The organism is Aminobacter sp. NyZ550, assembly GCF_025628925.2.
In the GTDB taxonomy this organism is placed as follows: domain Bacteria; phylum Pseudomonadota; class Alphaproteobacteria; order Rhizobiales; family Rhizobiaceae; genus Aminobacter; species Aminobacter ciceronei.
Genome location: NZ_CP114190.1, coordinates 3,946,130 through 3,972,439 on the forward strand (window position 1 = coordinate 3,946,130; position 26,310 = coordinate 3,972,439).

Below are 26,310 nucleotides of genomic sequence, written 5' to 3' on the forward strand. Positions count from 1 at the left end.
ATCAGTTCGACGGTTCCGGGCAGCGGCCCGTGCGTCTTGGTGCCAACATCGACGGAAACCATTATATCGACAAGATGGATTTATCTGATAAATTAAGACTGTTTTCTGTATAAGTTTGCGACGCAAGAGGCCGGCCGCCGGAGCCGTGCGCGGAGACATCAGTGAAGATCACCATCAAGCAGATCCAGCAGTTCCTGGCGGTCGCCGAGCTCGGCAGCTTTTCGCGCGCCTCGAAGCGGCTGGGCACGGCGCAGCCGGCGCTGTCGCAGGCAATCCGCGATCTCGAGGCGGAACTGTCGGTGCGCCTGTTCGACCGCACCACGCGGCGGGTCGAGCTGACCGATGCCGGCCGCGAGTTCCAGAACTCTGCAACCAAGGTGATCGAGGAACTGGAGCATGCGGTGGAAGGCGTGCACATGCTGGCCGAACGCCGGCGCGGACGCCTGCGCATTGCCGCGCCGCCGCTGCTCGCCTCGGTGGTGCTGCCGCAGGCGATTGCCGAGTTCCAGAAGAGCTATCCCGGCATATCGGTGCAACTTGCCGACGTCGGCACCGAGCAGATTGTCGACAGCGTGCGCAGCGGCCAGGCCGATTGCGGCCTCGGCACCTTTTCTCCGGCCGAGGACGGCATAGAAAGGCTGTCTTTGGTGCGCGACAGCCTGATGCTGTTCTGCGACCACCGCAGTCCGTTCTTTGGCGCGGAGACGGTCAGATGGGCGGCCCTGGCGGACCAGCCGCTGATCACGCTGACGCGCGACAGCGGCATCCGGCTCTTGGTCGAGGTCGGCTTCGAGATGGCGCAGATGCCGTTCAAGCCGGCCTTCGAGGTGACGCAGGTGACGACGGCCATCGCGCTTGTCGAAGCCGGCCTCGGCATCGCCGTTCTGCCCACCTATGCGCTGGCGGCGGCGCGGTTCAGGAAGGTCGCCGGCAAGCCCTTGGCCGAACCGACCATCTCGCGCGAGGTGTCGCTGATCCACGCCACCGGGCGCTCGGTGTCGCCTGCCGTCTCGGCCTTTGCCAGTGTCGTGCGCCGCTACGCGCAGCAATTGACGCCGCGCGACGCCAGCTAAGGCTCAGCCCTTGATCAGGCGGAGCAAGGCCTGAGACAGGACCGTGTCCTCCGAGGCAAGGTCGAGCAGGACATCGAAATGATTTCGGCCGGGGATTTCCATCAGCTCGGAGGCAAAACCAGCCTCGCGCCACATCTGGTCATATGCGGTCGATTGCCGCCGGAAGCCGTCGGGCTCGCCATCGGCATAGGCAACGACGATCGGGCAGCCGACCCTGGGCAGGTTGGCGGCGGGGCTCAGCCGTTTCACCGCCGCGTCGTCCAGCTTGATCCAGTCCTGCACGAAGGATCTCGAGATCGGCGCGAGCTGGAACAGGCCGCTGATCGGCAGCGCGCCCTTGATGACGTTCTCCGGCACACCTGCCTCGTCATGCCAGCCGCGCGAGAGCACCGCTCCGGTCAGATGTCCGCCGGCCGAGCTGCCGCCGACATGGATGCGTGCAGGATCGATGCCGAACGCACGGCCATTCTTCCACAGGAAGCTGATCGCCGCCCTGACCTCGCGCACGATCTCGTCGAGCGACGCCTCGGGCGCCAGCCGGTAATCGACCACGGCGGTGGCGATGCCGTTCGTCGCCAGCATATCAGCCATGAAGGCGGAATCGTGCTTGGAGAGCATGCGCCAGTAGCCGCCATGGATGAACACGAACACCGGCCGCGCCTCGCCTGAGGTGCCGTAGATGTCGATCGTCTGGCCGCTCTCTTCGTCGTAGACGACGTCGAGATGCGTGGCATGGTCCCGCATCTCCTCGGAACGGCTTCGGTAGTCACGCATTGCCGCCTCGAAGACCTCGGGCGTCACGGACGCCCGCGCGCCATAGTCGCGGTCGAGGACGTCACGCGGCCAGTTGGCTTCTTCGGCAAGCACGCTCATGCACACCTCCTGTCAGGCGACGAAGGCACGGATGGTGTCGGCCACCACCTTGGGCTGCTCGAGCGTAGGGAAGTGCGTTCTCCCGGGCAGCTTGTTGGGCTTGTACCAGTCGTTGCCGGCAGCGAAATCGAGCTGCGCCTCAGCATATTCCGGCTCGAAAGGCTGCGAATAGATGTGGGTGATCGGACGCTTGTCCTTCAGTGCCGCCATGCGCTGCATCGGGTTGCCCCATTTGCGGTAGGCCTTGCCGATCTCGCGGCCGGACCGCGCCCACATTTCGAAGCTGTATTTGGCCATCTCGTTGTTGACGTGATTGACGATGTCCTGGTTCTCGGTGTCGCCGATCCAGTAGTTGAAGAAATCGCCGCGGCCGTTTTCCCAGTTGGTGCGATCCTGGATGTGGTCGATCATACGGAAGAAGTCTTCGTTCGGCGTGGTCTGGATCCAGTCGATGACGACGGTGCGCGGGATGCGCGCCACATCAAGACGATCGGTCACCTCGATATTGGCCCAGCCGCCATGCGAGGTCGACACCGGCACCAGCCTGTCGATGTTCATCTTGTCGAGGAAGGCTGCGACGTCGGACGCCTGGTCGTCGACGGTGAAGTCGCCGTCATGCTCGCGATGCTCGCCATGGCCGCGCCAGTCCAGGCGGATGACGCGATGGGTCTTGGCGAGTTCGGGCGCCAGCGTCTTGAACAGGCGGTGGTCCTGGCACCAGCCCGACAGCAACAAGAGAACCTCGCCCTCGCCTGCCTCGTCGTAGGACAGCGTGTTGGCGCCGATCTGGATGGATTTCATCTGAAGTCTCCGAAGTCTGGGGCGCACAGCACCCGATGTTTGCTGGTCAGGCGAGCGGCTCGGTGGCGGTCGGCTGATAACGCGCCGTCTTCATGCGCTCGGCGCCGAGTTCGCGGCTCTTGCCGGTGATCTTCATCACCTCGGAGCGCAATTCGTCGGGCCAGAAATTCATGTCGCCGAGCCGCTCGGCGGTGTCTTGCGTATGTTCGGTGATCGGGCGTTCGCGCTCTTCCCAGGCAGCAAGCGCCTGCTCGATGTCGGGCGCATCGGCCACGGCGGCGGCAAGCCCGAGGCCGTTCATCAGGGCGCAACCGCCGCCCTGGCCGAGATATGGCGGCATGGCGTGTGCTGCGTCACCCAGGATCGCCGTGCGGCCCTTGCTCCACTTCTTGAGCTTGACCACCTCGAAGGCGTCCCAGCGGCCGGCATCGCCGAAGCGCGAGACCAGATGGGCGAGATGCGGGAAGGATTGGGTCCACAGCGCGCGGTCGGCCGGAACCTTGAGCGCTGCCGCATCGTCGGCGGCGCAGCACAGCGCGACATAGAGATCGGTGGCGCTGGCCGGCGTGTAGAGTATGCGGCGGGTGCCGGTGAAATATTCGATGTAGCGGTCGCGGTCCTCTGCCGGCACGTCGGCGTCGTCGCGGCCGATCAGCATGCGGATGGCGCCATAGCCGAGATGCTTGCGGTACATCATCAGGTCGAGCGAGTCGCGCAGCTTCGAGTTGATGCCGTCGGCGCCGACGACGAGGTCGGCCTTGCGCCTGGAACCGTCGGCGAGCAGCAATTCGCCCTCCGGCGTCGCGCCGACCGCTTCCGAATTGGTCAGGATCTCGACGCCGCTGCGGCGGCAGGTATCGACCAGTGAATTGATGAGCTGCTCGCGCAGGATGGTGATCAGCCTGGCGTCGCCCTGGCCGTTGATGGGGATTTCCTCCATCGTCGTGTTGTCATGGTCACGGGTGTGGAACTGCGGGCCGATATGGGCGCCGACGACGGCCTGGTCATAAGCGCCGATGGCCTTCAACACGCGCAGGCCGTTGCTCCAGATGTAGATGCCGGCGCCAAAGGTGCGCAGGTTCGGCGCACGCTCGTGCACCGTCACCGACCAGCCGCGCTGGGCGAGTGCGGCAGCCGTGGTGAGCCCGCCAATTCCAGCGCCTGCGATCTCCGCATGGCGCCTGGTTCCGGTTTTGTCGGTCATGTCTGGATTGTCCTCCCCGTGCGGCAGATCCTGCCGACGTCTGGGGCCTGGCCGCAATGGGGCGCCTCAGGCCGAAAATGCCTCCGCGCGCTGGCAACGCCTTGCGCCGCCAACGCCTCCTCCAGCCAAGTTTCCAGCGATTGGACATTCAGACAAGTGAATTCTCTGGAAATTCCTATGAGGATTTGGAATATCAATCTGGCATAACGACTTGAAAGTGAGGCTCCGATGAAACTCGTCACCAGCCGTCTCACCATCCGCCATTTGCGCATGGTCGTGGCGATCGTCGAAGAGGGCAATCTGGTGCGCGCCGCCAAGCGGCTGAACATGACCCAGTCGGCGGTGACCAAGGCGCTGCAGGAAATCGAGGCGCTGACCAAGGCGAGGCTGTTCGACCGCACCAATCGCGGCGTCGTGCCGACGATGTTCGGCGACACGCTGGCCGAGCACGCGCGCCTCGTCATCACCCAGCTGGCGCATGCCGAAGAGCATCTCGCCGACCTGCGCGACGGCACCGGCGGCCGCGTCGCCATCGGCACCTTGCTGTCGGCCTCGGCCGAATTGCTGCCGACGGCCATCGCCCGGCTGCGCAAGGAACGGCCCAAGCTGGTGGTCAAGATCGTCGAGGGCACCAACGACGTGCTGATCCCGGCCTTGCGCGCCGGCGAGCTGGACATGGTGGTCGGGCGCCTGTCCGAGCAGCGCGACCGGCTGAATGTCGTGCAGGAGACGCTGATGGACGACATTGCCTGTGTCGTCGCGCGCCGCGGCCATCCGCTGGCCGAGCGCAGCGCGCTCAGCCTCGCCGACCTGATCGGCTGGGAGTGGATCCTGCCGCCGCAGGAAACCAGCCTGCGCCGCCAGATCGACATCGCCTTTCGCGAGGAAGGCCTCGAGCCGCCGTCACATGCGGTGGATTCCGTTTCGCTTCTGACCAATCGGGCGCTTTTGATCGATGCCGACTATCTCGGCGTGTTCCCCGCCCAGGTGGCGCGCCGCGAGGCTGCCGCCGGCGCCATCGTCATCCTGCCGGTGACCTTGCGCGCCACGGCCATGCCGATGGGCATCACCACCCGGACCAATGCGCGGCTGTCGCCGGCGGCCGAAGTGCTGGTGGAGACGCTGCGCCGCACCGCCGCCGACCTGGCGCGCCATGACGTATAAGTAATCGCTGGACGATTGATATTCCCAGACGTCATGGCTGGATGACGAGTTTTCCATTTACCGGAATGCTGGTTGGGCCAAGCTTGGGCGATTGGACAACACTGCGGAGGAGCAGTTGTTGCCTGCGGTTTCTGCCCGACGACGACCGGCGAGCTGATGCGCCGGCCACGGGCAGCGTCCGCCTGCCCTGCTGCCCCTCCCTTTGAAGCGTCCACCGCGACGGCCGGCACAGCCCGCGATCGAGGATTGCGGAGGCTTTGCCCGAGCGGTGGGGAATTTTGGGGAAGAGGAATAATCTGATGCATTTCAAGCGAATCTTGTCGGCCGCCGTCCTGGCTTTGTCGGTCAGTGCGGCCTATGCCGAGGACCCGCTCAAGATCGGCATGATCACGACGCTTTCGGGTCCCGCCGGCTATCTCGGCCAGGACATCCGCGACGGCTTCCAGCTCGCCATCGATGCCAACCAGGGCCAGCTCGGCGGCAAGGCCGTCGAACTGGTGGTCGAGGACGACAGCTTGAAGCCGGGCAATGCCAAGCAGATCGCCGACAAGATGCTGTCCGAGCAGGGCATCAAGCTTTTCACCGGCATGGTGTTCGCCAACGTCGCCTTCGCCGCCCTGCCCGACATTCTCGACGGCGACGCGATCTATGTCAGCGCCAACACCGCATCCGCCACCTTCGCCGGGAAGGAATGCCACCCGAACTATTTCGTCAGCTCGTGGCAGGACGACAGCCAGGGCGAAAGCGCCGGCGCCCTTGCCCAATCGCTCGGTTACAAGAAGGCCTTCCTGATCGCGCCGAACTACCAGGCCGGCAAGGAAACGATGGGCGCCTTCAAGCGCTTCTACAAGGGCGAGGTCGTCGGCGAGACCTATACCGGCCTCGACCAGACCGACTTCGCCGCCGAGATGGCGCAGATTCGCGCCGCCAAGCCCGACGTCGTCTATGAGTTCGAGCCGGGCGGCCTCGGCATCGCCTTCATGCGCCAGTACCAGCAGGCTGGCCTGCTCAAGGACATCCCGATGGTCGTCCATCCGGCGTCCCTCGACCAGGTCATCGTCGGTGCCGTCGGCGACGCCGCGCTCGGCGTGAAGGTCACCAGCCACTGGAACGACGACTTCGACAATCCTGTGAACAAGGACTTCGTCGCGGCCTGGAAGGCCAAGTTCGGCGACCGTCCGATCACCTACTACGCCGCCCAGGGCTATGACGCGGCACTTCTGATCGGCACCGGCCTGGAAAAGTCTGATGTCGACGACCTGCCGGCCTTCCGCAAGGCGCTGCTGACGTCTGAAATCCCGTCGGTCCGCGGTTCGTTCAAGTTCGGTCCCAACCAGCACCCGGTGCAGGACTGGTATTCGCTCAAGGCGGAAAAGGGCGCTGACGGCAAGATGGTGCTCAAGACCGAGAGCAAGGTGCTGACGGCGCATAGCGACAGCTATGCCGCCGACTGCAAGATGCCGACGGACTGATCGACAAAGGAGACACGCGTCCCGGGGCGGGTGGTCCCGGGACGCGCACTCGACCAAGATGCGCGACGGGGCCTGCAGCCCCGGCAGCAGTGGCCAGGCTCTCCGCTGAGCGACTGGCCTCAGGCAGTTGCAGCGTGGCTGCCGACGTAGAAGACCTCAAGCAAAGCGATGTCCTTGGTATCGATGCTGCTTTCGGGGCTGTTCAGCATTTCCCCACACACGCGTCAGCTTCTTGTCAGCCCGGCGAGACAGCTTTACCCATCGTCACGCGGCAATCCCCTTCGGCATGTGGATTTTCTTGGCTTTGCAGGCCAATAACCATCAAACACTTGATGTGATGAAGGTCGGCGGCAGGCGATTGGGTGTTGACCTTTGATCCATCTGGCTTTCCGATTGCAGCCGGAAATCGACGAAGGGCAAGATGCTGAAGACATTAGGGGCGGACAAGGAAGGTGCAACTGAGCGTCGTGCGATCAGCGCGGATCTGATTGCGGTGCTCGTCGCGGCCCCCAACGGAAACCCTGTCGTGCTCACCGTCAAGGAGGGCACCACCCTGCCCTCGGGCCCGTTCGCGCTTGGCCATCGTTCGCTGCAGTCGGGACTGCGCGACTGGGTGGAACAGCAGACCGGCCACCCGCTTGGATACATCGAGCAGCTCTACACCTTCGCCGACCGCGACCGCAGCATCGAGGAAGCCACCCGTCGGGTGATTTCGATCAGCTATCTCGGCCTGACGCGCGAAGAGCCCTCGCACCGCACCCCGCCGGGCAGCTGGCGCAACTGGTACGAATTCTTCCCCTGGGAAGACCACCGTACGGGCGCGCCCGCTATTATCGACGACATCATCGTGCCGCGCCTGCGTCAGTGGGCCAATGCCGCCGAGCAACAGGACAAGCGGCAGAACCGGCTGCGCCGCGCCGCCGGCGCCTTCGGCTTCGACGACCGTCACTGGAACGAAGAGCTGGTGCTGCAGCGCTACGAGTTGCTGTTCGAGGCAGGTCTGGTCGAAGAGGCGGTGCGCGCGAAAGGCGACACGAATGCCCCTGCCGTGCCGGGCCGGACCATGACCGGCGATCACAGGCGAATCCTCGCCACCGGCATCGGCCGCCTCCGGACCAAGATCAAATATCGCCCCGTCGTGTTCGAGCTGATGCCGCCGGCCTTCACGCTGCTGCAGTTGCAGCGCGCGGTCGAAGCACTGGCAGGCGTTACCGTGCACAAGCAGAATTTCCGCCGCCTTATCGAGCAGCAGGACCTGGTCGAGGAAACCGGCGAAATGAGCGCCGACACCGGTGGACGCCCGGCTAAACTGTTCCGTTTCCGCCACGCCGTGCTCGACGAACGTCTGGTCGCCGGCACCAAATAGCCAATTCGCGGCTTGACAGAGCTTATGCTCATGCTAAGCATATGCCCCAATTATACTCAGTTCGAGCATAATAGGAGCAACGATGTCTGGCATGACCCCTTCCGCCGCCTCGCTCTATGACCGCGTCCAGCGCGTCATTCCCGCCATCGAGTGGCCGGTCTTTTCCGATGACATCGACGCCATCCTGCGCCTCAAACGCGAGCGCAACGCCGTCATCCTGGCGCACAACTACCAGACACCGGAAATTTTCCATTGTGTCGCCGACATCGTCGGCGACAGCCTGGCGCTTGCGCGCAAGGCGATGGAGGTCGAGGCCGACGTCATCGTGCTCGCCGGCGTGCATTTCATGGCCGAGACCGCCAAGCTGCTGAACCCGTCCAAGACGGTGCTGATCCCCGACATGGGCGCCGGCTGCTCGCTGGCCGATTCGATCACGCCCGAAGACATCCGCCTGCTGCGCCAGCGCTATCCCGGCGTGCCTGTTGTCACCTATGTCAACACGTCGGCCGCGGTGAAGGCGGAATCGGACATCTGCTGCACTTCGGGCAATGCCAAGGCGGTAGTGGAATCGCTCGAAGTGCCGCGCGTGCTGATGCTGCCCGACGAATATCTGGCGCAGAACATCGCCACCCAGACCGACGTCGAGATCATTGCCTGGAAAGGCCATTGCGAGGTGCATGAGCGCTTCACGCCCGAAGACATCCGCGAGATGCGCGCCGCCCATCCCGGCGTTACCGTGCTGGCCCACCCGGAATGCCCGCCCGAGGTCGTTGCCGAAGCCGATTTCGCCGGCTCGACGGCCGCGATGTCCGACTATGTCGGCCGTGAGAAGCCGGCCCGCGTCGTCCTGGTGACGGAATGCTCGATGAGCGACAACGTCGCCGTCGACCATCCCGACGTCGAGTTCATCCGGCCGTGCAATCTGTGCCCGCACATGAAGCTGATCACGCTCGGCAATATCCGCTCCGCCCTCGAACGCAACGAACACGCCGTGACCATCGACCCGGCCGTCGCCGAGCGCGCCCGCCTCGCCGTCGAACGGATGCTTGCGGTATGACCGACGTCGCCCGCCTGGCCGGACGCCCCGTCATCATCGGCGGCGGGCTCGCCGGCCTGATGACGGCGCTCGAGCTGGCGCCGGAGCCGGTCGTGTTGCTCTCTGCCGCGCCACTGGGCAGCGACGCCTCGAGCGCGATCGCGCAAGGCGGGCTCGCGGCGGCGATGGGCGACGACGACTCGCCGGAGTTGCATCTCGCCGACACGCTGGCTGCCGGCGACGGCCTGTGCGACGAGGCAATCGTCCGCAGCATCGTCGAAGCGGCGCCGCGGGCCATCGACAGGCTCGCCGCGCTGGGCGTCGCCTTCGACCGCGATGCCGGCGGCACCCTGCAGCTTGGGCTCGAAGCCGCCCATGCGCGCAGGCGCATCGTGCACGCGGCAGGGGCCGCGACCGGACGCGAACTGATGCGCGCGCTTTTGGCCGCTGTCCGCAACACCGCGTCGATATCAGTCGTCGAAGGCTTCGCGGCGCGCCGGCTGCTCGTCGAAAACGGTGTCATCGCAGGCGTTCTCGCCGCCGGCGGCAGCGGCAGCATGGCGCTCGCCACCGGCCGCGTCGTGCTCGCCACGGGCGGGGTCGGCGCATTGTTTCGCGACACGACGAACCCGCTCGGCTGCTTCGGCCAGGGCCTGGCGCTCGCCGCGCGCGCCGGCGCGGCATTTGCCGACCTCGAATTCGTCCAGTTCCACCCGACCGCGCTCGACGGCGTGCTGCGGCCGATGCGGCTGGTCAGCGAGGCGGTGCGCGGCGAAGGCGCTGTATTGATCGACGAAACCGGACGGCGCTTCCTCGCCGAGCTGTCGGGCGCCGAGCTTGCCACGCGCGATGCGGTTGCGCGCGGCGTCCATCGCCATCTCGCCCGCGGCCACCGGGTGTTTCTCGACGCCCGGGCCTGCCTCGGCGCAGGTTTTGCCGACCGCTTTCCGACGATTGCGGGCTACTGCAACGACGCCGGGATCGACCCCGCGCGCGAGCCGATCCCGGTGCGTCCCGCCGCGCATTATCACATGGGCGGCGTGGCGGTGGACCGCGAAGGCCGCAGCACCGTGCCTGGCCTGTGGGCCTGCGGCGAGGTCGCCTCATCCGGGCTGCATGGCGCCAACCGGCTGGCCAGCAACTCGCTGACCGAAGCCGTCGTCGTTGCCGGCTGGGTGGCACGCAGCGTCGCCGCCTCCGCCGATACGCACCATGTGGCAAAGGCCTTGCCGCCGGTGCCTGTACGCCCCGATCCGGCTTTTGCATGCGACATCGTCTCGTCCTCGCTGGGCGTCTTGCGCGACGGCGAAAGCCTGCGCGAGGCAGTTGCGGCACTGCTGCCGATTGCCAGCGGCAATTCGCCGGCAGCCGATCCCGCCGCCGTGGCGCTGATGATGGCCGTCTCGGCGCTCGGCCGCGAGGAAAGCCGCGGCGCCCATAGCCGCAGCGACTTCCCCCTGCGCAGCGCCGCGGCGCGCCGATCGCGCATCACGCTCGACGCGGCACAGCGGGCCGCGGCCTCGCTCGATTTCTTGCCCATTGCCCGGAGCGCCTGACGATGCACCTCTCACCCCTGCCCCGGATCATGCTCGAGCCACTGGTGCGCGCCGCCCTGCTGGAAGACCTCGGCCGCGCCGGCGACATCACCACAGATGCCATCGTGCCGGCGGACCACCGGGCGACAGTCGTGCTCGCCTCGCGCCAGCAGGGCGTCGTGGCTGGTCTCGACCTGGCAGCGCTTGCCTTCAGCCTGATCGAGCCCGCAATCGAGATGAAGGTCGAGAAACCCGACGGCAGCCGCCTGGTTCCGGGCGACGTCATCGCCACTCTCAGCGGGCCTGCGCGTGGCTTGCTGACCGGCGAACGCGTGGCGCTGAACTTCCTGTCCCATCTCAGCGGCATCGCCACCGCCACGGCAGGCATCGTCGATGCGGTTGCCGGCCACAGAGCGCGCATCGTCTGCACCCGGAAAACCACGCCCGGCCTGCGCCCGCTGGAGAAATACGCCGTGCGCTGCGGCGGCGGCTCCAACCATCGCTTCGGCCTCGACGACGCGGTGCTGATCAAGGACAACCACATCGCCATTTCGGGCGGTGTTCGCCCGGCCATCGAGCGCGTCCGGGCCAATGTCGGCCATCTGGTGAAGATCGAGGTCGAGGTCGACACGCTGGAACAGCTGGACGACGTGCTGAAACTCGGAGTCGACGCCGTTCTGCTCGACAACATGTCCCCTGATACCTTGACCACGGCCGTCAAAATGGTCGCCGGACGGGCGATCACCGAAGCCTCGGGCCGGGTCAACCTCGCCACCGCCCCCGCCATCGCCGCCAGCGGTGTCGACCTGATTTCCGTAGGTTGGCTGACCCACAGCGCACCGATCCTCGATATAGGACTGGACACGGCCCCCTGACCGGGGCAAAGGTCCCGCCCCGGGTGAGGATGGCAAGGACACGTCTTGGCAATGGAGAGCGCATGAACGCCGATTTGCACCTGAGCGCAGCCGCAACCGAGATCAATGCCACGCGTCCGCAGTGGAGCCGCGCGGAAGCCCAGGCGATCTACGATTCGCCCTTCAACGACCTGCTGTTTCGGGCACAGACCGTCCATCGCGAGAATTTCGACCCCAACCGGGTGCAGATGTCGCGCCTGCTGTCGATCAAGACAGGCGGCTGCCCCGAGGATTGCGGCTATTGCAGCCAGTCGTCGCGGCATGAATCCGGCCTCAAAGCCTCCAAGCTGATGGAGGTGCAGCGTGTTTTGGCCGAGGCGAAGAAGGCCAAGGACGGCGGCGCCACGCGCTATTGCATGGGTGCAGCCTGGCGCAGCCCCAAGGAGCGCGACATGGATGCCGTCGTCGCCATGATCGAAGGCGTCAAGGAACTCGGCATGGAGACCTGCATGACGCTCGGCATGCTCGATCTCGGCCAGGCCCAGCGCCTGAAGCAGGCCGGCCTCGACTATTACAACCACAACATCGATACCTCGGAGCGTTACTACAGCGAGGTCATCACCACCCGCACCTTCGCCGACCGGCTGGATACGCTGGCCAATGTCCGCGACAGCGGCATCAAGGTCTGCTGCGGCGGCATCGTCGGCATGGGCGAGGAGAAGGCCGACCGCGTCGACATGCTGCTGACGCTCGCCAACCTGCCCGAGCATCCCGACTCGGTGCCGATCAACATGCTGATCCCGATCGAGGGCACGCCGCTCGGCGAAGCTGATCCGATCGAGCCGATCGAATTCGTCCGCACCATCGCACTTGCCCGCATCATGATGCCGAAGTCGCATGTGCGCCTGTCAGCCGGCCGCACGGCGATGAGCGACGAGATGCAGGCGCTGTGCTTCTTTGCCGGCGCCAACTCGATCTTTGTCGGCGACACGCTTCTGACCGCCGACAATCCCGGCGAAGACAAGGACACGGCGCTGTTCCGTCGTCTCGGCATCCAGCCGATGGAGCTCGACGCGGGGTGAACCGACGAGCCCTGCTCGACCGCTACGAGGCCAGCCTGCGCGGGCTGGCCCGCAAGAGCCGGCTGCGTACACTAAGCGGCCGCGCCGGGCTCGATTTCGCTTCCAACGACTATCTCGGCCTCGCCGGCAGCAAGCGTTTGGCCGACGCGGTTGCCACGGCTCTCGCCAACGGCACGCCGGTCGGCGCCACCGGCTCGCGGCTGTTGCGCGGCAACGACCCCGAACACGAGGCGCTGGAAGACAAGGCAGCGCGCTTCTTCGGCGCCGAACGGGCGCTGTTCTTCGGCGGCGGTTATGTCGCCAATTTTGCCGTACTGACCACCTTGCCCCAAAAAGGCGACCTGATCGTGCTCGACGAGCTGATCCATGCCAGCGCCCATGAAGGGGCGCGCGCCGGACGGGCAGATGTGGTGGACGTCAGGCACAATGACGCCAACGCCGTCGACGACGCCATCCGGCGCTGGCGCACGGGCGGTGGCACCGGCCGTGCCTGGATCGTCACCGAAAGCCTCTACTCGATGGATGGTGATTTTGCCCCGCTCGACGATCTCACTGAGGTCGCCGGGCGGCACGAGGCGTTCCTGTTCGTCGACGAGGCGCATGCGACTGGTATCTACGGTCCAGAGGGGCGCGGGCTGGCGCATCATCTCGAAGGCCGCGACAATATCGTGGTGCTGCACACCTGCGGCAAGGCACTTGGCGCCTCCGGCGCGCTGGTCACGGCACCTGCGGTTTTGTGCGATTATCTCGTCAACCGCTGCCGGCCCTTCATCTATGCCACGGCGCCGTCGCCGCTGATGGCGGTGGCGTCAGCCACGGCCCTCGACATCGTCGCCGACGAACCGGAGCGCCGCGAGCGGCTGGCCATGCTGGTGAAGCTCGCCGGCGACAGTGCGCAGGCGCTTGGCTTTGCGCAGAGCGGCTCGCAGATTCTGCCCATCGTCATCGGCGACAATGGGCGCGCCATGGCGCTGGCAGAAGCGCTGCAGGCTCGCGGCTTCGACGTGCGCGGCATCCGGCCGCCGACAGTGCCCGAGGGCACGGCGCGGCTCAGGATTTCGCTGACGCTGAATGTCGGCGAGGACGATATTTCGGCGCTGTTTGCAGCACTTCAGGAGCAATGCTCGCGATGACGGCCCAGACACCGGCAAGGATCGTGGTGACCGGCACCGACACCGGCATCGGCAAGACCGTCTTTGCGGCGGGACTGACCGGCCTGCTCGACGGCGTCTACTGGAAGCCGGTGCAGTCGGGCATCGAGGAGGAGACCGACAGCGAGATCGTGACGCGCCTCGCAGGCCTTGCGGCTGAACGCGTGCTGCCCGAGGCCTGGCGGCTGAAGGAGCCGCTGTCGCCGCACCGCGCCGCCGAACTGGACGGCGTCGAGATCGATGCCGACGCGCTTGTTTTGCCCGCCACGGCGCGGCCACTGGTCGTCGAGGGCGCCGGCGGACTGATGGTGCCGGTCAACCGGCGCACACTCTACATCGACGTTTTCGCGCGCTGGGCCGCCCCGGTGGTGCTCTGCGCCCGCACCGGGCTCGGCACGATCAACCACACGCTGTTGTCCATCGAGGCCTTGCGCGCCCGCGCGGTGCCGCTTCTCGGCGTAGCCTTCATCGGCGACGAGATGGCAGACACCCAGCGCACCATCGCCGAAATGGGCAAGGTGCGCGTGCTCGGCCGCCTGCCCCGGCTCGAGGCACTCAGGCCTGATACGCTCGCTGAGGCCATGCAGGCGAACTTCAAGGCGGCCGACTTCCTGCAGGCCCCGTTCTCAGAGGCCCCGTTGCCAGAGTCAAAGCCATGAGCCGTTCCGCCGTCTGGCATCCCTTCACCCAGCACGCCACCGAGCCCGTGCCGCCCGTCATCGCGCGCACCGAGGGCGCCTATGTCGAAACGACTGATGGCAAGCGCATCCTCGACGCGATCTCGTCCTGGTGGGTCATCACCCATGGCCACCGCCATCCGAAAATCGTCAATGCGATCCGCACCGCCACCGAAACGCTCGACCAGGTCATCTTCGCCGGCCTGACCCATGAGCCGGCCGAGCAACTGGCCTCGGCGCTTGTCGGGATGGCGCCTTCGGGCCTCGACTGGGTGTTCTATTCCGACAGCGGCTCGACCGCCGTCGAGGTGGCGCTGAAGATGGCGCTCGGCTTCCACCGCAACAATGGTTCTCCGCGCTCGCGCCTCGTCGTCATGGAGCACAGCTACCATGGCGACACCATCGGTACGATGAGCGTCGGCGAACGCGGTGTGTTCAACGCCGCCTATGACCCGCTGCTGTTCGAGGTCGACACCATCCCCTTCCCCGCAGCCGGCCGCGAACAGGAGACGCTCGACCGCTTCGAGGCTTTGACCCGCGACGGCAAGGCTGCTGCCGTCATCGTCGAACCCTTGGTGCTCGGCGCCGGCGGCATGCTGATCTATCCGGCCCGGGTGCTGACCGAGCTCAAGCGCATCGCCGAAAAGTCCGGCACGCTGTTCATCGCCGACGAGGTGATGACCGGATGGGGCCGCACCGGAACCATGTTCGCCTGCGAACAGGCTAGCATCTCGCCCGACATTCTCTGCACATCGAAGGGCCTGACCGGCGGCTCGGTGCCGCTGGCAGCGACGCTCGCCACCGACGCGATCTTCCGGGCGCATTTCTCCACCGATCGCGCCAAGACGTTCTTCCACTCCAGCTCCTATACGGCGAACCCCATCGCCTGTGCTGCGGCCCTCGCCAATGTCGGGATCTGGCGCGACGAGCCGGTGACTGAGCGTGTGGCGGCCTTGTCGAAGATGCAGGCGGAGAAGATCGCGCGCTTCAACGGCGATGCACGTTTTGAGAATGTTCGGACGGCCGGCACCATCGCCGCCGTCGACCTGCTTGTCGGCAAGGCAGGTTATCTCGCCGAAGTCGGGCCGAAGCTGCGCGCATTCTTCCTCGAGCGCGGCCACCTGGTCCGCCCGCTCGGCAACGTCATCTACGTACTGCCACCCTATTGCGTCACCGCAGCCGAGCTCGACCGGCTCTATGACGCCGTCGACGAGGCCGCCGAGCTGGCGAAGAGCGGATGAGCCGGACCGCGCGCATTTCAGCCTTCGGCCACCATGTGCCGGGCCGCAAGGTCGAGAACGCCGAAATCGAGGCGAGCCTCGGCCTCGATGCCGGCTGGATCGAAGGCCGCACCGGCATCCGCTCGCGCTACTGGGCCGAGCCTGAGGACACTTTGTCCGACCTCGCGGCACATGCCGGGGAGATGGCGCTGCAGCAGGCTGAAATCGCGCGCGAGGATGTCGGCCTGCTTTTGCTCGCCACCTCGACGCCCGACCACCTGTTGCCGCCGAGCGCACCTCTGGTGGCGCATAAGCTCGGCCTCGCCAGGTCGGGCGGCATCGACCTCGCCGGCGCCTGCGCCGGTTTCATCTATGCGCTGACCTTCGCCGACGGTTTTGTGCGGCTGCACAACAAGCCGGCGATCGTCATCGCCGCCAACATCCTGAGCCGCCGCATCAATCCGGCCGAGCGGGCAAGTAGCGTGCTGTTTGCGGACGCTGCCGGAGCGGTCGTGCTGACGCCTTCCGACGACGCGGGCCACGGCATTCTGGGTGCGTCCGTTTCCGCCGATGGCGGCGGCTACGGCTTGATCCAGATCCCCGCCGGCGGCAGCAACCGGCCCTTCTCGGACGAACTCGACATCACAGAGACGCGCATGACCATCGCAGATGGACGCGCGGTGTTCGCCAAGGCGGTCGAGATGATGAGCCGTTGCTCCACGGAGGCGCTTGCTGCGGCAGGCCTGGAGACATCAGCCGTCAGCCGCTTCGTGCCGCACCAGGCCAATGCCCGCATCTTCAATGCGGTGGGCAAGTCGCTCGGCATCGCCGACGACAGGATCGTCAAGACGATCGCCGACTACGGCAATTCGTCGGCGGCGACGATCCCGCTGTCGCTGTCGCTGGCGCATCGGACGATGCCGTTCCGGCCGGGCGAGACGCTTTTGCTCTCGGCGGCAGGCGCCGGCATGACCGGCGGTGCGTTGGTGGTTGGAATGTAGCGTCGCGCCGGCTGGCGTATCAGGGAGGAACAATGCGCAAGATCGTCGCCGGAAAGCTGCACGGCATCCATGTCACAGAAGCCAACCTCAATTATCACGGCTCGATCACGCTCGACCCCGATCATTGCGAAGAAGCCGGCATTCTGCCGATGGAGTTCGTCGAGATCTGGAACAAGAGCTCCGGCGCGCGGATCTCGACCTATGTCATCCTCGGCGAGCGCGGCTCACGCTGCTGCATCCTCAATGGCGCTGCCGCCCGCACATGCCAGGCTGGCGACCAGGTCATCATCTGCAATTCCGTCTATCTGAACGAAAGCGAGATCACCGCGCTCAAGCCGCGCGTCCTGACCTTCGACAAGGACAACCGCATCGCCGACCGGCTGACCTATTCGGTCGGGCGCGACCAGGCCGGCCGCTACAGCTTCTCGATCCTTGACGAAGCCAGCGCCAGGCTTCCGATCCCGGCACTGGTCAGCAGTCATTAAAGCCTGTTCCATTCCGATGAACCGGAACGGGGCTCTGTCTTCTTGCCGTCGCATGATCTTTTCCGAAAACCGGTCCCGCTCTTCGGGATCATGCCTTAGAGCCGGGCCGACAGACGGCCCGGCATAGATCTGGTTCTAGCGGCGTTCGAGATGCTCGACGGCGAGGAAGGCAGCCTTGGCGGCCAGCGACAGCTGCCTGGCGGCTTCGACGCGCGCCGGCGTGTAATGATGCTCTTCATGCAGCATGTTGACGGTGCCCAGCATGGTGTCGCCTACAAAGACCGGCCAGTTGAGCACCGAACCGCAGCCGAGCGACCAGATCAGCTCGTGATCGGGGAAGACGTCGGCAATGTCCTTGATGGTGTTGGCGACGAAGGGCTTACGCTGGACGTGGATCGTCTCGAACCAGTGGGTGCGGTTGATCGGCTTGGTGCCCGAGACGGGATAGGCATCGGGATGGCTGGTGTAGGTGCGGCCCGAAACTTCGGTCGCCCAGTCGAGCTTCATCACGGTGAACAGCTTGGCGCCGACGATCACGTCGGCCAGAGCCTGCAGCGCCGCCCACACGCCCTCGACCTCTGATGTGGTCGCAATGGCGGCATCGAAGGCGGCCAGCGCCCCGGCGAAATTGGTCTCTGTCATGGTGTACCTCTATATCAAGTCTTGGGAAGAGACGCGCTGAACCTGGTCAGTTCGCGCGAATAGGGATCGACGAGTTCGCCGCGCTTGAGCTGGGCGACATCAGCTACCTCGACGACCCGGCCATGGCGCATCACGGCAAGGCGGTCGCACAGGAACGACACGACGGGCAGATTGTGCGTGACCATCAGATAGGTCAGCCCCTGCTCGCGGCGCAGGCGCTTGAGCAAATTGAGGATTTCCGCCTGCACCGAGACGTCGAGCGCCGAGGTCGGCTCGTCCAGCAACAGCATCCTCGGCTTGAGGATCAGTGCACGGGCAATCGCCACGCGCTGGCGCTGGCCGCCCGATAGCTGGTGCGGAAAACGGAAGCGGAAGCGGCGGTCGAGGCCGACAGACTGCATCACCTCGTCGACGCGCTCGCCGCTGTTGCCGATGCCGTGGATGGTCAGCGGCTCGCTCAGCGTCGCATCGACAGTCTTGCGCGGATGCAGCGAACCATAGGGGTCCTGGAACACCATCTGGCATTGCCTGGCAAAAGCACGGTCGATGCCATGGGTGCGCGGCTCGCCGAAGACCGAGATCGAGCCGGTCCAGCTTTTGGCCATGCCGGCAATGGCCTTGAGCACGGTGGTCTTGCCCGAGCCGCTCTCGCCGACAAGCGCAAAGCTCTCGCCCTCGGCGACTTCGAAGCCGATGCCGTGGGTGACCTTCGAATCGCCATAGGAGATGTCGAGATTGTCGATGGCCAGCGCCGTCATGTCGAAGCCCCAGTACGTTCGAGGACAGGAAGCTCGTCGCGGCTCTCGTCGAGGCGCGGGATCGAGGCGAGCAGGCCCTGCGTATAGGGATGCCTGGCGTTCCTGAGCTCGCCGGCATCGCACTCCTCGACCACCTCGCCGCTGCGCATCACCAGGATGCGGTCGCAATAGGCCGAGACGAGGTCGAGGTCGTGGCTGATCAGGATCAGCCCCATGCCCTTGCGCTTGACCAGGTCGTCGATGATTTCGAGCACCTGGGCCTGGACCGAGACGTCGAGCGCCGAGGTCGGCTCGTCGGCAATCAGAAGATCGGGCTCCGGGATGAGCATCATCGCGATCATGACGCGCTGGCCCATGCCGCCCGAGACCTCGTGCGGGTAGAGGCCGAGCACCCGCTCCGGATCGTTGATGCGCACCGCTTCCAGCATGGCGAGCGTGCGGCTCCGGATGTCGCTGCGCGCCAGCTTCTGGTGGGTCAGCAATGCCTCGGCGATCTGATCGCCGATGGTCATGACCGGGTTGAGCGAGAATTTCGGGTCCTGCATCACCATAGAAATGCGCGCGCCGCGGATCGAGCGCATCTGCTTTTCCGACAGCGACAGGAGGTCGGTGCCGTTGAAGGTCATCTCATCTGCGGTGACCCGGCCGGGCGAGCGGATCAGCCGCAGGATCGAGCGGCCGGTCATCGACTTGCCGGAGCCGCTCTCGCCGACGATGCCGAGGCGCTCACGGCCGAGCGTCAGCGACAGGCCCTTGACCACGTCGACAGGACCACGCGCCGTCGGGAACGTGACCTTCAGGTTGCGGATTTCAAGCAGCGCGTTCATTGCCGATCTCCATGCTTGGGGTCGAGCACATCGCGCAGGCCGTCGCCGAGGAAACAGAAGCCGAGGCTGACGATGACGATGGCAAAGCCGGGCATCGTCGCCACCCACCACTGGTCGAGGATGAAGGAGCGGCCGCGCGAGATCATCGCGCCCCATTCCGGCAGCGGCGGCTGGGCGCCGAGGCCGATGAAGCCGAGGCCGGCGGCGGTCAGGATGATGCCGGCCATGTCGAGCGTGACGCGGATGATCATCGAGGAGGTGCACAGCGGCAGGATGTGGTTGACGATGACGCGGAACGACGAAGCGCCCTGCAGCTCGACGGCCGCAACGAACTCCGAATTGCGGATGGTCAGGGTTTCGGCGCGGGCGATGCGGGCATAGCCGGGCCAGGTCGCAATCGCGATGGCGATGATGGCGTTCTGGATGCCGGGCCCGAGGGCTGCGACGAATGCCAGTGCCAGGATCAGCTTCGGCATCGACAGGAAGATGTCGGTGATGCCCATCAGGATGCGATCGACCCAGCCGCCGAAATAGCCGGCGACGGCGCCGATGATCAGCCCGACGGGCGCGGCAAGCACGGCCACCAGCGCCACGATCATCAGCGTGATGCGCGCGCCGTAGACGACACGGCTCCAGATGTCGCGGCCAAGCTCGTCGGTGCCCATCCAGTTGTCCCAGCTCGGCGGCTTGAGCCGCATGGCGAGATCCTGGCCGACAGGCGAATGGGTGGCGATCCAGGGTGCGAACAGCGCCACCAGGATCAGCGTCAGCACGATGACCGCGCCGACCATGGCGAGCGGATTGCGCGCCAGCGCGCGGCTCAGCCGGTAGCTGCGGCCAAGCCGGGCCTGCAGGCGCGAGGACGGCGAATCGTCGAGAAGCCAGTCACGTCCAGTAGCCATCAGCGTGCCCTCGGGTCGAGGACGCGGTAGAGCACGTCCGAAATCTTGTTGATGCCGATGAAGACGGCGCCGATGACCAGCGTCGCGCCCAAAACGGCGTTCATGTCGGCATTGAGCAGCGCCGTCGTCAGGTAATTGCCGATGCCCGGCCAGGAGAACACGGTCTCGATCATGACCGAGCCTTCGAGCAGGCCGGCATAGGACAGGCCGATGACGGTGATCAGCGGCACTAGGATCGGCCGAAAGGCATGGCGCCACAGCACCAGCCTCTCCGACACGCCCTTGACGCGGGCGGTGGTGACATATTCCTGCGCCAGCTGGTCGAGCATGAAGGAGCGCGTCATGCGGGCGATGTAGGCAAGGCTGAAGAAGCCGAGCACCGCAGCCGGCAGCGCGATATGGGTCAGCGCGTTGACGAAGATCTCGGTGTCGCCGGCAATGAGGCTGTCGATCAGAAGCAGGCCGGTGACCGGCTCGACGAGGCCATCGTAGAAGATGTCGATGCGGCCGGGACCGCCGACCCATTGCAGCTTGGCATAGAACAGCGCGAGACCAACGAGGCCGAGCCAGAACGCCGGCACCGAATAGCCGAGCAGGCCGACGACACGGATGACCTGGTCGAGCAGGCTGCCCTGGCGGCTGGCGGCATAAACGCCCATCGGCACGCCCATCAGCACGCCGATGATGATGCCGATCGTCGCCATCTCCAGCGTTGCCGGGAAGACGCGGGCCAGATCCTCGGCGACCGGTCGGCCCGTCGACACCGACATGCCGAGATCACCTGTCAGCACATTGCCGACATAATGGAAGAACTGGACGATCAGCGGCTTGTCCAGCCCCATCTCGATGCGCACAGCCTCGTAGACGGCGCGCGGGGCCCGGTCGCCGACGACGGCGAGAACCGGGTCGATCGGCACGACGCGGCCGATGAAGAAGGTGATGGCAAGGAGGCCGAGGAAGGTGAAGGCAACGGCGACGATGACGCCGAGCAGGCCCTTCACCGTTTTCCAGGCGTGCCGCGCATTGCGCGACGAGCCGCCAGGCCCTGTTGGAAGCGCCTTGGCGGCGGTAGAGGTTTCTGATGCCACGCGGTCTTTGTTCCTACCACATTGGCCGCGTCGCGGATGCGGCACGGATGTTTTCTGTCGAGCAAAATTCTGCTTGGACCATACAAAAAATTTTGGTTAGATCAAAAAAATTTTGATGGGAGCAAAAAAGCGTGTCCTCGGAGGCCAGCAAAAACACGCCGTCGAGCCAGCCCAAGGTTGGCGCGCTGATCCGTGCCCGCCGCCGCCAGCTGTCGATGACATTGCAGGAATTGTGTGACGCCGCAGGCATTTCGGTCGGTTACCTCAGCCAGGTCGAACGCGATCATGCCACCCCCTCGCTCGGCACCCTCGCCCAGATCGCCCGCAGCCTCGACGTGGGTGTGGATTATTTCATCGCCACGCCCAGCGCCGAGGACGGATTGACCCGCGCGGCCGAGCGCAACCGATTCTCGGTAGACGGCTCATCGATCGTCTATGAGCGCATCGCCGCCGACTTCACCGGCAACGTGCTCTCGTCCTTCGTCCTCAATGTCCCGCCGGGTTACCGCTCCGAGACGGTCAGCCATGAAGGCGAGGAAATCCTGTTCATCCTCGAAGGCTCGATCACCCAGCGCCTCGAGGACGAAGAGATGGTGCTTTCGGCCGGCGACAGCCTGCATTTCCGCGGCAATCGTCCGCATTCCTGGTCGAACGACACCCAACAGTTCGCGCGCATGCTGTGGACCGGCACCTTGCCGATGTTCAGGTCGCGCACGGAGCATCCGGCCCTGCGCGGTTCACGGGCCGAAGAGAAGACAACGGGAACCAAAAAGGAGAGAAAATGATGAAACTGTTCAAAGCCGCGCTGCTCGCCGCGGCGCTGGCGATGCCGATGACGCCCGCCATCAGCCTTGCAGCCACGCCCGCAGGCGTGCTCGTGGTGGCGCAGAACATCGACGACATCGTCAGCATCGACCCGGCCGAGGCCTACGAGTTCTCGTCGGGCGAATATGTCTCCCAGACCTATGACCGCCTCGTCCAGTACGACGCTGCCGACACCAAGACGCTTGCCGCCGGCCTCGCCAAGGAATGGGCCGTCGACGACGCCAACAAGACCATCACATTCACGCTGCGCGACGGCGTCAAGTTCACCTCGGGCAACCCGCTGCGCGCCGAGGACGTGGTCTATTCGTTCAAGCGTGTCATCGTGCTGAACAAGGCACCGGCCTTCATCCTGACCCAGCTCGGCTGGACGCCCGAGAATTTCGATTCGATGGTCAAGGCCGACGGCAACAAGGTCGTCATCAAATATGCCGGCGACTTCGCTTCGGCCTTCGTGCTCAACGTGCTGGCCGCCCGTCCGGGTTCGATCGTCGACGCGGTGACGCTGCAGGCCAACGAGGCCAATGGCGACATGGGCAACGCCTGGCTGAAGTCGAACTCGGCCGGCACCGGCCCGTTCGTGCTCAAGGCGTTCCGCCCCGGCGAGTTGATCAACCTGACCGCCAACCCCGACTATTTCAACGGCGCGCCAGCCATCAAGGGCGTCATCATCCGCCACGTCGCCGAAGCCGCGACCCAGCAACTGCTGCTGCAGTCGGGCGACGTCGACATGGCCAAGAACCTGACCTCGGACCAGATCGCAACGCTTGCCGGCAGCGACAAGGTAACCACCGAGACCTATCCGCAGGCGGCCGTGCACTTCCTGTCGTTCAACCAGAAGACGGAATCGCTGACACCGCCGGCCGTCTGGGACGCCGCCCGCCACCTGGTCAACTACAAGGGCATGACCGACACGTTCCTGAAGGGCCAGATGCAGACGCACCAGGCCTTCTGGCCGAAGGGCTTCCCGGGTTCGCTCGACGAGACGCCCTACAGCTACGATCCGGCCAAGGCGAAGCAGATCCTGGCTGACGCCGGCATCAAGACGCCGATCAAGGTGACGCTCGACGTCATCAATTCGACGCCGTTCACCGACATGGCGCAGTCGCTGCAGGCAAGCTTCGCCGAAGCCGGCATCAACTTCGACATCGTGCCGGGCACCGGCTCGCAGGTGATCACCAAGTACCGCGCCCGCACACATGAGGCGATGCTGCTGTACTGGGGTCCCGATTTCATGGACCCGCACTCCAACGCCAAGGCTTTTGCCTACAACACCGACAACTCCGACGGAAACTACCAGTCGACCACCACCTGGCGTAACAGCTGGGCGGTTCCGGAAGAGCTGAACAACGAGACCAAGGCAGCTCTCGCCGAGGCCGATCCGGCCAAGCGCAGCGCAATGTATGTCGACCTGCAGAAGAAGGTGCAGGAGAAGTCGCCGATCGTCGTCATGTTCCAGGCCGCGACCCAGGTGGCGCGTGCCAAGAACGTCGAAGGCTATGTCAACGGCGCAACCTCCGACTTCGTCTATTACCGCCTCGTCAAGAAGAACTGACGAGCCGGCCTGGCAGGGACCGCCCATTGCGGGCGGTCCCATCGCCCTCACCTCACATTCCCCCTCCCCAAATCCGAAGAAGGCAGAGACGATGTACGAAGAGCGGATGGCGCGGCTGCGCGAGCGCATGGCTGAGACGGGAACCGACCTGGTGGTCGTTGGTCCCTCCTCGCACCTTGTCTGGCTCGCAGGCATGTCGCCGCATGGCGACGAACGCCCGGTGCTTTTGATCGTGTCGCAGACGCATGCCGGCTTCCTGATGCCGGCGCTGAATGCCGACAGCCAGCGCCCCTTCACCAAATTGCCCTTCTATCCCTGGGCCGATGCCGATGGTCCGCAGGCGGCCCTGGTGCAGCTTCTCGCCGATTGCGGCGTTGGGGGCGCCACCGTCTCGGTTGCCCTCGACGAGACCATGCGCGCCGATTTCGCGCTGCTTGCGCTCGATGCCCTGCCCGGTGCTGCGCGCAGCTTCCTGAACGACACGGTGAGCTTCCTGCGCGGCAAGAAGGACGAGGCCGAATATGCGCTGCTCAAGATGAACGCAGTGCTCAATGACGGTGCCATGAAGGCAGGCTTCGCCGCGCTCAGGGAAGGCGTGACCGAACTCGAAGTCGGCAAGGCCATCCGTGACTTCTACGCAGCCAATGGTGCGACCGGAGAATTCGTCAGCGTCTGCTTCGGCGAGAACGGCGCCTTCCCGCACCATCACACCGGCGACCGCAAGCTCAAGGCGAACGAGGCCGTGCTGATCGATATCGGCGGCCGCAAGGACGGTTATCCCTCCGACATGACCCGCGTCGGCGTGTTCGGCGACAAGCCGGAAGGTTTTGACGAGGTGCACGGCGTGCTTGAGCGTGCCGTACAGGCAGCAATCGCCGCCGCAAAGCCCGGCGTTGCCGCCAAGGAGGTCGACAAGGCCGCCCGCGACGTCATCACCGCCGCCGGCTACGGCCCGAACTTCCTGCACCGCACCGGCCACGGCCTGGGCATCGACATTCACGAGCAGCCCTATATCACCGGCACGTCGGAAACGATCCTGCAGGAGGGCAACGTGTTCTCGATCGAGCCCGGCATCTATCTGCAGGGCCGCTTCGGACTGCGCCTGGAAGAGATCGTCATCCTGCGCGGCAACCGCGCCGAGGTGCTGTCGGACCTGCCGCGCGAGGCATTCCTGGTCAAGGCCTGAGCGCTTGCCAATACAGCCAAACTCGCAAAGGGCCGCCGCAGCGGCCCTCAGACTGCTGACAAACCCCGTCGAATTTCGGCGGGGTTTTGTTTTGTGGGTTGATTGAGCTTTTGGATTGATGTCGGGGGGCAGATGCCAAGGCCGTTGCGAGCCGGCTTTGGCCTCATGCGAGGCTTGGTTTTGGCTTTGGCCAGAGGCTGATTGCGATCTTTTTCATGTTCTGGGCGGCGGCTGCGATCAGGCACTGGCAGGCGACGCGTGTTCGCCCTCGGAAGCGGGCATAGCGATGGCCGAAGAGCTGCTTGGCATCGGCGAAGGATCGCTCGACCGTCTCCTTGCGGCGTCGATAGATCGCCTTGCCCCATGCGGTTAAGCGGTTGGCATCGACCCGCTCGCGGACATCCTGCCAGACATGGCGCGTGATGGTGCGCTCGGCCTTGGCGTTTGATGTGCAAGACGCCAGCAGCGGACAGTTGCGGCAGATCGTCGGGTCGCTCCTGTAGTGGCGATAACCGCCGCGATCGGTGGTGGCGTAAGTGAGCAACTGGCCCTGCGGGCAACGATAGCCGTCAAGGTCCGGCTCATGGACGAAAGCGCCCTTCCTCATCTTGCCAGGCTTTGGCCGGGTCGGGTTGCGATAGCCGACGACACCGTGGATGTTCCTGTCCTCCAGGCCCTTGGCGATGCCTGGCGTGGCATAGCCGGCATCCAGCCCCGCCGCCGTGACGTCGAAGCCGAAACGCTCCACCTGGCGGTCGAGCCGGTCGAGATAGACGATCGAGTCATGCACGTTGGCCGGCGTGGCAAACGTGTCGGTGATGATGCCGAAGCCGCCATCCACCGTGCGGTGATCGAGATAAAAGAAGCCCTTCGGCTTGCCCTCGCGCACCATATAGCCAGCCTCAGGATCGGTGCGCGAGACCTTCGTCTCTTTCACCGCAGGCTGCCGCTCCTGCTCCTTCAGCGCCTTCTGGCCGTGCAACGCCCGTTCGGCATCGATCGCCCGGTCGAGCTCGCCCCAGTAGTCGGCACGCGACTTGGCGACCATGGCAAGGTCGTACTTGCCCTTGTTGGCATTGGCCTTCAGGTGCGTGCTGTCGGTGTAGAGCACCGTGCCGTCGACCAAGCCTGCCCCGATCGCCTGCTCGACAATGCGGTCGAAGATCGCCTGCGCGATCGTCTCGTCCTGGTAGCGCCGGCGTCGGTTCTGCGACAATGTCGAGGCGTCGAACACCTTGTCCGTCAGCTTCAGCCGCAGGAACCACCGGTAGGCGACATTGACCTCGATCTCTCGCACCAATTGCCGCTCCGAGCGCACCCCGAACAGGTAGCCGATGAACAGCGCCTTGAACATCAAGGTCGGATCAAGTGGCGGGCGACCATTGTCGGCGCAGTAAAGCGGCGCTGTCAGATCGTGGATGAACGAGAAATCGATAACACCATCGATCTTGCGCAGAAGGTGATCAACTGGAACCAGTTGATCGAGCGTGACGATCTCAAGTGCGGTTTGTTCAGGGCCGGCTCGCTTCAACATCA

At 65.3% G+C, this 26,310-nt stretch carries 25 protein-coding genes; 16 read left to right on the plus strand and 9 right to left on the minus strand.

All coding sequences use genetic code 11. The features are described from left to right. The first annotated feature begins 161 nt into the window (after positions 1-161). Entirely contained in the window at positions 162-1,073 is a 912-nt protein-coding gene (locus N7E70_RS19635) for a LysR family transcriptional regulator (protein WP_067962785.1), read from the plus strand. Positions 1,074-1,076: 3 nt separating this feature from the next. On the opposite strand, the gene N7E70_RS19640 is transcribed toward N7E70_RS19635, so the two are convergent. The 3 genes from N7E70_RS19640 to N7E70_RS19650 are packed head-to-tail and all read right to left on the minus strand — an operon-like array spanning position 1,077 to position 3,951. Continuing rightward, entirely contained in the window at positions 1,077-1,946 is an 870-nt protein-coding gene (locus N7E70_RS19640) for an alpha/beta hydrolase (protein ID WP_154385554.1), read from the minus strand. A gap of 12 nt (positions 1,947-1,958) precedes the next feature. Further along, complete coding sequence (locus tag N7E70_RS19645; protein WP_182573826.1) at positions 1,959-2,747, minus strand: alpha/beta fold hydrolase; 789 nt, start codon at positions 2,745-2,747, stop codon at positions 1,959-1,961. 46 nt (positions 2,748-2,793) lie between these two features. Further along, positions 2,794-3,951, minus strand: coding sequence for an FAD-dependent oxidoreductase (locus tag N7E70_RS19650; protein ID WP_263007344.1), 1,158 nt, complete (start codon positions 3,949-3,951; stop codon positions 2,794-2,796). A gap of 228 nt (positions 3,952-4,179) precedes the next feature. Here N7E70_RS19650 and N7E70_RS19655 point away from each other — a divergent pair, with 228 nt between their 5' ends. The 12 genes from N7E70_RS19655 to panD all read left to right on the plus strand — a co-directional run bounded on the left by N7E70_RS19655 (position 4,180) and on the right by panD (position 16,994). Then, complete coding sequence (locus tag N7E70_RS19655; protein ID WP_067962799.1) at positions 4,180-5,115, plus strand: LysR family transcriptional regulator; 936 nt, start codon at positions 4,180-4,182, stop codon at positions 5,113-5,115. A gap of 299 nt (positions 5,116-5,414) precedes the next feature. Next, positions 5,415-6,587: an ABC transporter substrate-binding protein gene (locus tag N7E70_RS19660; protein ID WP_263007345.1), complete on the plus strand. Its 1,173-nt coding sequence runs from the start codon at positions 5,415-5,417 to the stop codon at positions 6,585-6,587. Positions 6,588-7,008: 421 nt separating this feature from the next. Beyond that, positions 7,009-7,953 (plus strand): NUDIX hydrolase, encoded by a 945-nt coding sequence (locus tag N7E70_RS19665; RefSeq protein WP_263007346.1) that lies wholly within the window; start codon positions 7,009-7,011, stop codon positions 7,951-7,953. 82 nt (positions 7,954-8,035) lie between these two features. Continuing rightward, positions 8,036-9,010: a quinolinate synthase NadA gene (nadA, locus tag N7E70_RS19670; RefSeq protein ID WP_263007347.1), complete on the plus strand. Its 975-nt coding sequence runs from the start codon at positions 8,036-8,038 to the stop codon at positions 9,008-9,010. Then, complete coding sequence (locus N7E70_RS19675) at positions 9,007-10,545, plus strand: L-aspartate oxidase (protein WP_263007348.1); 1,539 nt, start codon at positions 9,007-9,009, stop codon at positions 10,543-10,545. Before nadA ends, N7E70_RS19675 begins: the two co-directional genes overlap by 4 nt. Positions 10,546-10,547: 2 nt before the next feature. Beyond that, positions 10,548-11,399, plus strand: coding sequence for a carboxylating nicotinate-nucleotide diphosphorylase (nadC, locus tag N7E70_RS19680; protein WP_263007349.1), 852 nt, complete (start codon positions 10,548-10,550; stop codon positions 11,397-11,399). Between the two features lie 62 nt (positions 11,400-11,461). Continuing rightward, on the plus strand, positions 11,462-12,460 hold the full coding sequence (gene bioB, locus N7E70_RS19685; RefSeq protein WP_263007350.1) for a biotin synthase BioB: 999 nt from the start codon (positions 11,462-11,464) through the stop codon (positions 12,458-12,460). After that, positions 12,457-13,593 (plus strand): 8-amino-7-oxononanoate synthase, encoded by a 1,137-nt coding sequence (locus tag N7E70_RS19690; RefSeq protein ID WP_263007351.1) that lies wholly within the window; start codon positions 12,457-12,459, stop codon positions 13,591-13,593. The genes bioB and N7E70_RS19690 overlap by 4 nt, the downstream gene beginning before the upstream one ends. Beyond that, positions 13,590-14,270, plus strand: a complete 681-nt coding sequence (gene bioD / locus N7E70_RS19695; RefSeq protein WP_263007352.1) for a dethiobiotin synthase — start codon at positions 13,590-13,592, stop codon at positions 14,268-14,270. Before N7E70_RS19690 ends, bioD begins: the two co-directional genes overlap by 4 nt. Continuing rightward, a complete protein-coding gene (locus N7E70_RS19700) occupies positions 14,267-15,529 on the plus strand; it encodes an adenosylmethionine--8-amino-7-oxononanoate transaminase (RefSeq protein ID WP_263007353.1) in 1,263 nt (420 codons plus the stop codon). The genes bioD and N7E70_RS19700 overlap by 4 nt, the downstream gene beginning before the upstream one ends. Continuing rightward, a complete protein-coding gene (locus N7E70_RS19705; RefSeq protein ID WP_263007354.1) occupies positions 15,526-16,509 on the plus strand; it encodes a beta-ketoacyl-ACP synthase III in 984 nt (327 codons plus the stop codon). Before N7E70_RS19700 ends, N7E70_RS19705 begins: the two co-directional genes overlap by 4 nt. A gap of 32 nt (positions 16,510-16,541) precedes the next feature. Then, positions 16,542-16,994 (plus strand): aspartate 1-decarboxylase, encoded by a 453-nt coding sequence (gene panD, locus N7E70_RS19710; protein WP_263007355.1) that lies wholly within the window; start codon positions 16,542-16,544, stop codon positions 16,992-16,994. A 135-nt stretch (positions 16,995-17,129) separates the two neighbouring features. Here the strand turns inward: panD and N7E70_RS19715 are convergent, their stop codons facing one another. Genes N7E70_RS19715 through N7E70_RS19735 form a run of 5 tightly spaced genes read right to left on the minus strand, consistent with a single transcriptional unit; the run spans position 17,130 to position 21,115 of the window. Beyond that, positions 17,130-17,636 carry a GAF domain-containing protein gene (locus N7E70_RS19715; RefSeq protein ID WP_263007356.1) on the minus strand — a complete coding sequence of 169 codons (507 nt, stop codon included), beginning with the start codon at positions 17,634-17,636 and terminating at the stop codon, positions 17,130-17,132. A 14-nt stretch (positions 17,637-17,650) separates the two neighbouring features. Beyond that, the gene (locus N7E70_RS19720; RefSeq protein WP_263007357.1) at positions 17,651-18,394 is read right to left on the minus strand and encodes an ABC transporter ATP-binding protein; all 744 of its coding nucleotides are present in this window, start codon (positions 18,392-18,394) and stop codon (positions 17,651-17,653) included. Beyond that, entirely contained in the window at positions 18,391-19,221 is an 831-nt protein-coding gene (locus tag N7E70_RS19725) for an ABC transporter ATP-binding protein (RefSeq protein ID WP_263007358.1), read from the minus strand. The genes N7E70_RS19720 and N7E70_RS19725 overlap by 4 nt, the downstream gene beginning before the upstream one ends. Further along, on the minus strand, positions 19,218-20,123 hold the full coding sequence (locus N7E70_RS19730) for an ABC transporter permease (RefSeq protein WP_067962843.1): 906 nt from the start codon (positions 20,121-20,123) through the stop codon (positions 19,218-19,220). The genes N7E70_RS19725 and N7E70_RS19730 overlap by 4 nt, the downstream gene beginning before the upstream one ends. Next, complete coding sequence (locus N7E70_RS19735; RefSeq protein ID WP_067966690.1) at positions 20,123-21,115, minus strand: ABC transporter permease; 993 nt, start codon at positions 21,113-21,115, stop codon at positions 20,123-20,125. Before N7E70_RS19735 ends, N7E70_RS19730 begins: the two co-directional genes overlap by 1 nt. Positions 21,116-21,342: 227 nt before the next feature. Here N7E70_RS19735 and N7E70_RS19740 point away from each other — a divergent pair, with 227 nt between their 5' ends. The 3 genes from N7E70_RS19740 to N7E70_RS19750 all read left to right on the plus strand — a co-directional run bounded on the left by N7E70_RS19740 (position 21,343) and on the right by N7E70_RS19750 (position 24,774). Continuing rightward, complete coding sequence (locus N7E70_RS19740) at positions 21,343-21,996, plus strand: helix-turn-helix domain-containing protein (protein WP_067962845.1); 654 nt, start codon at positions 21,343-21,345, stop codon at positions 21,994-21,996. Then, the gene (locus N7E70_RS19745; RefSeq protein ID WP_263007363.1) at positions 21,996-23,588 is read left to right on the plus strand and encodes an ABC transporter substrate-binding protein; all 1,593 of its coding nucleotides are present in this window, start codon (positions 21,996-21,998) and stop codon (positions 23,586-23,588) included. Before N7E70_RS19740 ends, N7E70_RS19745 begins: the two co-directional genes overlap by 1 nt. Before the next feature lie 91 nt (positions 23,589-23,679). Then, complete coding sequence (locus N7E70_RS19750; protein ID WP_263007359.1) at positions 23,680-24,774, plus strand: M24 family metallopeptidase; 1,095 nt, start codon at positions 23,680-23,682, stop codon at positions 24,772-24,774. A gap of 163 nt (positions 24,775-24,937) precedes the next feature. On the opposite strand, the gene N7E70_RS19755 is transcribed toward N7E70_RS19750, so the two are convergent. Then, entirely contained in the window at positions 24,938-26,308 is a 1,371-nt protein-coding gene (locus N7E70_RS19755; protein ID WP_192316544.1) for an IS1182 family transposase, read from the minus strand. Between the last annotated feature and the right edge of the window lie 2 nt (positions 26,309-26,310).

What these genes read in the sequence shown, in the direction of transcription:
- N7E70_RS19640 (WP_154385554.1), bottom strand. Translation starts at nt 1,946, where the DNA reads ATGAGCGTGCTTGCCGAAGAAGCCAACTGGCCGCGTGACGTCCTCGAC.
- N7E70_RS19645 (WP_182573826.1), bottom strand. Translation starts at nt 2,747, where the DNA reads ATGAAATCCATCCAGATCGGCGCCAACACGCTGTCCTACGACGAGGCA.
- panD (WP_263007355.1), top strand. Translation starts at nt 16,542, where the DNA reads ATGCGCAAGATCGTCGCCGGAAAGCTGCACGGCATCCATGTCACAGAA.
- N7E70_RS19755 (WP_192316544.1), bottom strand. Translation starts at nt 26,308, where the DNA reads ATGTTGAAGCGAGCCGGCCCTGAACAAACCGCACTTGAGATCGTCACG.
- N7E70_RS19700 (WP_263007353.1), top strand. Translation starts at nt 14,267, where the DNA reads ATGAGCCGTTCCGCCGTCTGGCATCCCTTCACCCAGCACGCCACCGAG.
- N7E70_RS19660 (WP_263007345.1), top strand. Translation starts at nt 5,415, where the DNA reads ATGCATTTCAAGCGAATCTTGTCGGCCGCCGTCCTGGCTTTGTCGGTC.
- N7E70_RS19725 (WP_263007358.1), bottom strand. Translation starts at nt 19,221, where the DNA reads ATGAACGCGCTGCTTGAAATCCGCAACCTGAAGGTCACGTTCCCGACG.
- nadA (WP_263007347.1), top strand. Translation starts at nt 8,036, where the DNA reads ATGTCTGGCATGACCCCTTCCGCCGCCTCGCTCTATGACCGCGTCCAG.
- N7E70_RS19730 (WP_067962843.1), bottom strand. Translation starts at nt 20,123, where the DNA reads ATGGCTACTGGACGTGACTGGCTTCTCGACGATTCGCCGTCCTCGCGC.
- N7E70_RS19750 (WP_263007359.1), top strand. Translation starts at nt 23,680, where the DNA reads ATGTACGAAGAGCGGATGGCGCGGCTGCGCGAGCGCATGGCTGAGACG.
- bioD (WP_263007352.1), top strand. Translation starts at nt 13,590, where the DNA reads ATGACGGCCCAGACACCGGCAAGGATCGTGGTGACCGGCACCGACACC.
- bioB (WP_263007350.1), top strand. Translation starts at nt 11,462, where the DNA reads ATGAACGCCGATTTGCACCTGAGCGCAGCCGCAACCGAGATCAATGCC.
- N7E70_RS19650 (WP_263007344.1), bottom strand. Translation starts at nt 3,951, where the DNA reads ATGACCGACAAAACCGGAACCAGGCGCCATGCGGAGATCGCAGGCGCT.
- N7E70_RS19720 (WP_263007357.1), bottom strand. Translation starts at nt 18,394, where the DNA reads ATGACGGCGCTGGCCATCGACAATCTCGACATCTCCTATGGCGATTCG.
- nadC (WP_263007349.1), top strand. Translation starts at nt 10,548, where the DNA reads ATGCACCTCTCACCCCTGCCCCGGATCATGCTCGAGCCACTGGTGCGC.
- N7E70_RS19705 (WP_263007354.1), top strand. Translation starts at nt 15,526, where the DNA reads ATGAGCCGGACCGCGCGCATTTCAGCCTTCGGCCACCATGTGCCGGGC.
- N7E70_RS19655 (WP_067962799.1), top strand. Translation starts at nt 4,180, where the DNA reads ATGAAACTCGTCACCAGCCGTCTCACCATCCGCCATTTGCGCATGGTC.
- N7E70_RS19745 (WP_263007363.1), top strand. Translation starts at nt 21,996, where the DNA reads ATGAAACTGTTCAAAGCCGCGCTGCTCGCCGCGGCGCTGGCGATGCCG.
- N7E70_RS19715 (WP_263007356.1), bottom strand. Translation starts at nt 17,636, where the DNA reads ATGACAGAGACCAATTTCGCCGGGGCGCTGGCCGCCTTCGATGCCGCC.
- N7E70_RS19665 (WP_263007346.1), top strand. Translation starts at nt 7,009, where the DNA reads ATGCTGAAGACATTAGGGGCGGACAAGGAAGGTGCAACTGAGCGTCGT.
- N7E70_RS19675 (WP_263007348.1), top strand. Translation starts at nt 9,007, where the DNA reads ATGACCGACGTCGCCCGCCTGGCCGGACGCCCCGTCATCATCGGCGGC.